Here is a 6,255-nt window from a genome sequence, read left to right as displayed (position 1 = left end):
CCCGCGCCCGGGGCCCCCCCCGCCGTATCGCCGCGACGGCGTCCTCCGCGGCAGCCCGGGTACGCGCGGTGAGCAGGACGTTGTGCCCTCGGGCGGCGAGCTTCCCGGCCGTGACCCGGCCGAGTCCCCGCCCTCCCCCGGTGATCAGCACGGTCTTGCTCACGTACCCGCGTCCTCCGTTCCGCTGCTGGACGTCCCCGCGGACGCCCGGCCGGCCGCGTGCACCCGCTCGCCGAGCCGGGCGAGGATCGGGCGCTGCCCCTTCACGAGCTTGACGTCCGCGACGGCGAGCGGGAACCAGCGGGCGTCGTCCACCTCGGGAAAGCTCTGCACCTTTTCGGACCGCGGCGGCCACTCCAGATCGAAGGTGTTGCTGCCCAGGAAGGCCAGCTCCGCGGCGGTCTCGGCGGCGTAGACGGTGACGATCTTCCCGGAGGGCTGCTTGAACCGCCCGAGCATCTCGTAGTCCACCGAGGGCGCGGGCATTCCGCATTCCTCCTCGAATTCCCGTAGCGCCACGGCGAACGGATCCTCGTCCTCGCCGTACACACCCTTGGGAATCGACCAGGCCGCCTCGTCCTTGCCGGTCCAGTACGGGCCGCCCGGATGCACGATCCACACCTCGAGCACACCGGCATCGTCGATCCGGTACAGCAGAATCCCGGCGCTCGTGACAGCCATCGATCCACCTTTCCGGCACCGGCCTGTGCGCCCGCACCCACACGGTAGTTCTTCCGGGCAGACTGAGACCCGGCAACCGTGCCCCCGAACCGGAAGGACCCAGCCGTGACCGATACGACCGGCGATCATCCCGTCACCGCCCGCGCGAACGGACCCGGCGTCGTGCTCGACCTGCCGGAAGGCCTCGGTGTCGCTCTCGACATCGCGCAGGCCCGAGCGCTACTGGACCAGCTGCAGGCGGCAATCGAGGAGGCCGAGCAGCTGGAGGTCTGATTCCGGACAGCGGTGCCGGTTCGGGCGAACGCCTGCACGGCGGGTGTCCGCCGGTGATCATCGAGGGGCGGGTTCCGGCGGAGGACGCGACAGGCTGCCGGGACCGTTCCCGAACCGAAGGAGTCCTCGTGTCGAAGAAGGTCGCCCGCCGGGCCGCCGCCCTCGCCGGTCTGGTCGCCGCCCCGGTCGTCCTCGGTGCCACCGTGGGACCCGGGACCGCCGCTGCGGCGCCGTGGCGCATCGGTCCGCTCTACCGCGCCGAATTCGCGGGGCCGGAAGGCAGCGCCGTCTGCTCCAAGGCCGAGGCGTTCGATCGGTCCATCGGTGCTGTCGTCCTCGTGTCGTGTTCGTGGGATCCCGCGGCGAATGCCTGGTTCTACGTCGTCTTCAACCCGAGGACCTGGTCGTAGCCGACCCGACCGGCGGCGGGCCGCATCGAAACGGGCCTGCCCACCGGCGAGCACATCGTAGAATCGGGAAAACTCCTGTGGGCCTGTTCCGCAACGGCGCCGAGGGACAGACTGCCATGCACTCATCATCCGAGCCGAGCCGATGACCACCCCCACGGTCGAACCGCGTCCCCGTGACCGCCGGCTGTCGGAAATCCCGGACGCCCTGGCATCCCGGCACCAGGCGACCGCCATGCTGCGCACCCGCCGCTACGCCGTGTTCCTGGACTTCGACGGCACCCTCGCCCACCTCGCGGACGATCCCAGTGCGGCCACCCTCGTGGACGGCGCGGCGGAGGAGCTCGCCCGGCTCGCCCGGTACTGCCCGGTCGGCGTGATCAGCGGCCGCGATGTGGCCGACCTGCAGGCGCGGGTCGGCGTGCCCGGCCTCTGGTACGCGGGTAGCCACGGTTTCGAGCTCGTGGGTCCGGACGGCACGTACCACCGGCACGAGGCCGCCGATCGCGCGGTGCCCGACCTCGGGCAGCTCGCCGTCGCCCTCCGGGACAGCCTGGCCGCCGTGCCCGGCGTTCTGGTCGAGCCCAAGCGTTTCACCGTCGCCGTTCATCATCGCCACGTCGCCGGGGACCGGATGGATGAGGTCCTCGCGGCGGTGCGCGATGCGGCCGGCCGGGACGGCCCGCTGCGGGTCACGCACGGGCGCGGGGTCACCGAACTGCGCCCCGACGTCGAGTGGGACAAGGGACGGGCGGTGGCCTGGGTACTCGAGCACGTCCGCGGCGCAGGCGACCCCATGCCGGTCTACATCGGCGACGACCTCACCGGCGACGAGGCGTTCGGGGCCCTGACGTCGACCGGGATCGGCGTCGTCGTGCGCCACCCCGGGGAGGGTGACCGGCGGTCGACGGCCCAGTTCGCGGTCGACGGCCCGGACCGGGTTCGCGAGATCCTGCAGCGGCTGGCGGATCTGCTCGGCAGCGACCCGGGGATCGCGCCGCCCCCGGACGACGCCTGGACGATGTTCTTCGACGGTTACGACCCGTCCACCGAGAAGCTGCGCGAGGCCCTCTGCACGGTCGGCAACGGCTACTTCGCCACCCGCGGCTGCGCTCCCGAATCCCGGGCCGACGGCGTGCACTACCCCGGCACCTACGTGGCCGGCATCTTCAACCGGCTCGACGACGAGGTCTCGGGGAGCATCGTCGACCACGAGAGTCTGGTGAACCTGCCGAACTGGCTGCCGGTGACCTTCCGCGTCGACGGCGGGCAGTGGTTCGACCTCGACTCGGCCGAACTGCTCGACTACCACCAGTACCTCGATCTGCGCCGCGCCGTCCTCACCCGGCGGCTGCGTTTCCGCGACGCCGCGGGCCGCACCACCTCGGTGCGGCAGCGGCGGTTCGTCGCCATGAACGTCCCGCACGCCTGCGCCCTCGAGACGACGATCGCGGCCGAGGACTGGTCGGGCCGGCTCGAGATCCGTTCCCTGCTGGACGGCACGGTCCGGAACTCCCTCGTCGAGCGCTACCGCGCCCTCGCCGACGAGCACCTCGAGCCGCTGCAGTCCACCGCCCTGTCGGCCGACTCGGTGCTGCTGGCGGTGCAGACCAACCAGTCGCGGATCCCGGTGGCGATGGCGGCCCGGCACACGGTGTGGTGCGGCGGGGAACCCGTTGCGGCCGAGTGCCGGTTGGTCGACGGCGGCGACCGGATCGGACACGAGATCGTCGTCGACGTCGACCCCGACCGGGCCGTGACGCTCGAGAAGATCGTGACGGTGTTCACCGGACGTGACCCGGCGGTGTCCGAACCGGCCGACGAAGCCGCGCGGTGGCTCCCCCGGCTGGGCCGGTTCGACGAACTGCTCGACGGCCACGTGCTCGCCTGGGGATACCTGTGGGATCACCTGGGCATCGACTACGAGGGTCCGGGTCACGGCCACGCCCTGCGCGTCGTCCGGTTCCATCTTCTGCATCTGCTGCAGACCGTCTCCGCGAACACCACCGACCTCGACGTGGGCGTGCCGGCCCGTGGGCTGCACGGTGAGGCGTACCGCGGGCACGTCTTCTGGGACGAGCTGTTCGTGTTCCCGGTGCTCAACCTGCGGCTGCCCGCGCTGACCCGGTCGCTGCTGCGCTACCGCTACCGTCGCCTGCGGGAGGCGCGCCGGATGGCACGCGAAGCCGGGCACCGGGGCGCGATGTTCCCGTGGCAGTCGGGCAGCGACGGCCGCGAGGAGAGCCCGCAGCTCCACCTCAACCCCAGATCCGGGCGGTGGAACCCGGATCCGAGCCGGCGCCAGCACCACATCGGCATCGCGATCGCCTACAACGTGTGGCAGTACTACCAGGTCACCGGCGACCTGGAGTTCCTGATCGAGTACGGCGCCGAGATGCTCGTCGAGATCGCCCGCTTCTACGCCGACCTCGCGTCCTACGACGAGACTCGCGACCGGTACAGCATCCGGGGAGTCATCGGCCCCGACGAGTTCCACTCCGGCTACCCCGGCGCCCCGTACGACGGGATCGACAACAACGCGTACACCAACGTCATGTCGGTCTGGGTGATCCTGCGGGCGCTGGAGACACTCGACCTGCTCCCGCTGCAGATCCGCTCGTATCTGACCCAGGCGCTGGGGCTGCACGCGCAGGAGACGACACGCTGGGAGGACATCACACGCAAGATGTTCGTCCCGTTCCACGACCGTGTCCTCAGCCAGTTCGAGGGGTACGACGAGCTCGCCGAGCTGGACTGGGACGGCTACCGGCGCCGCTACGGCGACATCCAGCGACTCGACCGGATCCTCGAGGCCGAAGGCGACGACGTCAACTGTTACCGGGCGTCGAAGCAGGCCGACGTGCTGATGCTGTTCTATCTGCTGTCCGCCGACGAACTGCAGGAACTGCTCGAACGGCTCGGCTACCGGTTCCCGACCGAGGAGATCCCGCGGACCATCGACTACTACATGGCGCGAACCTCGCACGGCTCCACCCTGAGCGGGGTGGTCCATTCCTGGGTGCTGGCCCGAGCCCACCGGGACGAGGCCGTAGACTACTTCTACCAGGCGCTGAAGGCCGACATCGCCGACATCCAGGGCGGCACCACCATGGAGGGCATTCATCTCGCGGCCATGGCCGGCAGCGTCGACTTCTTGCAGCGGTGCGTCCCCGGCCTCGAAACCCGCGGCGGCCGGCTCGTGTTCTCCCCGCAGTGGCCCGAGCCGCTGGGCGCCCTGGAGTTCCCCATCTTCTACCGGGGTTACCGTCTTCGCCTGCGCATCAAAGGCAGAGAGGTCCAGGTAAGCGCGGGCCCCGGGAACCAGGCGCCGATCGAGATCGAATGCCGCGGCCGCGTCGCGCATCTGCAGCCGGGAGGCACGGTTCGCCTGAGCTAGTGCGACGACGGACCGCCCTGCGGCGCGCGACCGCGAACGTCGATCGCCACGGTTCCCGCGTGCAGGTCGAGGATCATCCGTTCGGTTTCCCCCGCGGCCGTGTCCGACCGCGACATCTGCCTGGAGCGGCCCTCGTCGATCACGTGCCGGTGCGAGGGCGAGAACAGCGCCTGCATCTCACCGAAAAGACCCGCGGCACCGGCTCCGTTCGCCGGTGGCCGATTCTTGCGCCAGTAGACCCAGCCTCGACGCTCCGCCCACAGCCCGAGCCGATCGAGCAGCAGCACGGCGACGACGAGCGCGACGGCACCTGCCAGCAGATACATGACTCTCCTCGGGGCGGCGGCCGACATGTCCGAGGATAGAGCGCCGAGTCCCGTCCACGCCCCGTCGGCGCCGCCCTCTCGGGACCAACGGCCCTGGAACGAGCACGGTTCCGCGGTTCACGATGAGAACGAGCCCGCTCCCGCGGGCCGGGATCGGGAGGATGGGCCGTGGATTCTGCTGCCTCGTATGTCCGGAAGCAGGCCGTCGTCACCGGCCTGGTGAACGTCGTCGTCAATCCACTGCTGGCGTGGGCGGGCAAGCGCGGCACGTCCTTCGTGCCGCTGTGGTCCGCGGACGGGATCGTCGTCGACATCGCGCTGACCGCGATCATCCTCTCCGTGCTCGTCGCCGGGTTCTCCGCCGCCGGGGTGCGTCGGGCGCTACGCGGAGGGCTCGACGCAACCACCGCAGACGCCCCGCAGGCCGGTCGGTGGCTGTCGCGGTTGCCGTCCGGGACCTGGTCTCTGGGTCTGTCGCTCGGGGCGGCCGCCGCGGCCGTCTCCGTGCTCGCGATCTGGGTGCTGCACCTGCTCGGTGTGTCCGGGCTGTCGACGGGATGGTTCCTGGTGCTGAAGGCCGTCTACGGCGGTGTCCTCGGCTACCTCGTCGCGCGCTGGGTGATGGTCCGGCAGCTGTCGGCGAATCGGACGGCGCAGCTCCCGAGGAGCAACAATGCCGGACGGTGACTCCACTGCGACCGACCGGCAGCTGCCGGTTTTCGAGCAACGGGTCGTACGCGCGCGGGTGGTCGACGCCCCCGCCGGGGACACGTTCGCCGCGATCCGCCGCATCGACTTCATGCGATCCCCGGTGATCGCCGCCCCCAATCTGGCCCGGATGGCCTTCGACGCCGTGCGCGCGCCGCGGCACCGGACGGTGCGGGCGCGCCGCGCGGTCCGTCTCGGGGACCTGATCGGTCCGCAGGGCGGCTTCGAGGTGGTCGCCGAGGAACCGGGGCGCGAACTCGTGCTCGGCTTCGTCGGCCGGTGGTGGGAGCCGGGGTACGGCCGTGTCGACTGGGATCCCGGCACGCCCCTGTCGAGCATCTCGGTTCCCGAATGCGGGGTCGGCACATGGAGTTTCACCGTTCTGCCGTACGGCGCGCAGACCTGCGTCCTGCTCACCGAGATCCGGGTGCACGGCACCGACGAAAAGGCCCGCAGACTCTTC

The 6,255-nt window shown here is 70.8% G+C and carries 8 protein-coding genes; 5 read left to right on the top strand and 3 right to left on the bottom strand.

All coding sequences use genetic code 11. The features are described 5' to 3' along the window. Positions 1-151 (bottom strand): SDR family NAD(P)-dependent oxidoreductase (locus OEY_RS30060; RefSeq protein ID WP_237713788.1); only part of this gene is annotated, 151 nt, incomplete at its 3' end. A gap of 8 nt (positions 152-159) precedes the next feature. Next, positions 160-681 carry an NUDIX domain-containing protein gene (locus OEY_RS0124350; RefSeq protein ID WP_006554822.1) on the bottom strand — a complete coding sequence of 174 codons (522 nt, stop codon included), beginning with the start codon at positions 679-681 and terminating at the stop codon, positions 160-162. Positions 682-786: 105 nt separating this feature from the next. On the opposite strand from OEY_RS0124350, the gene OEY_RS30975 reads away from it, so the two are divergent. From OEY_RS30975 to otsB, 3 genes are all read left to right on the top strand, one after another. Next, the gene (locus tag OEY_RS30975) at positions 787-954 is read left to right on the top strand and encodes a hypothetical protein (RefSeq protein ID WP_017681093.1); all 168 of its coding nucleotides are present in this window, start codon (positions 787-789) and stop codon (positions 952-954) included. 128 nt (positions 955-1,082) lie between these two features. Continuing rightward, entirely contained in the window at positions 1,083-1,364 is a 282-nt protein-coding gene (locus OEY_RS0124340; RefSeq protein WP_029540205.1) for a hypothetical protein, read from the top strand. A gap of 142 nt (positions 1,365-1,506) precedes the next feature. Then, positions 1,507-4,758, top strand: coding sequence for a trehalose-phosphatase (gene otsB, locus OEY_RS0124335; RefSeq protein ID WP_010596357.1), 3,252 nt, complete (start codon positions 1,507-1,509; stop codon positions 4,756-4,758). On the opposite strand, the gene OEY_RS0124330 is transcribed toward otsB, so the two are convergent. Then, positions 4,755-5,084 (bottom strand): DUF6191 domain-containing protein, encoded by a 330-nt coding sequence (locus OEY_RS0124330; protein WP_006554824.1) that lies wholly within the window; start codon positions 5,082-5,084, stop codon positions 4,755-4,757. The genes otsB and OEY_RS0124330 overlap by 4 nt on opposite strands. Positions 5,085-5,252: 168 nt before the next feature. On the opposite strand from OEY_RS0124330, the gene OEY_RS0124325 reads away from it, so the two are divergent. Then, positions 5,253-5,771 (top strand): hypothetical protein, encoded by a 519-nt coding sequence (locus OEY_RS0124325; protein WP_010596356.1) that lies wholly within the window; start codon positions 5,253-5,255, stop codon positions 5,769-5,771. Next, positions 5,758-6,255, top strand: a 498-nt coding sequence (locus tag OEY_RS29055) for a hypothetical protein (RefSeq protein WP_010596355.1), incomplete at its 3' end; no start/stop codon positions are given. The genes OEY_RS0124325 and OEY_RS29055, both read left to right, overlap by 14 nt.

This window comes from Rhodococcus sp. P14 (assembly GCF_000256505.1).
GTDB lineage: Bacteria > Actinomycetota > Actinomycetes > Mycobacteriales > Mycobacteriaceae > Rhodococcus > Rhodococcus ruber.
The sequence above is the reverse complement of the archived record's forward strand: the minus strand, read 5'-3'. Positions and strand labels throughout refer to the sequence as shown.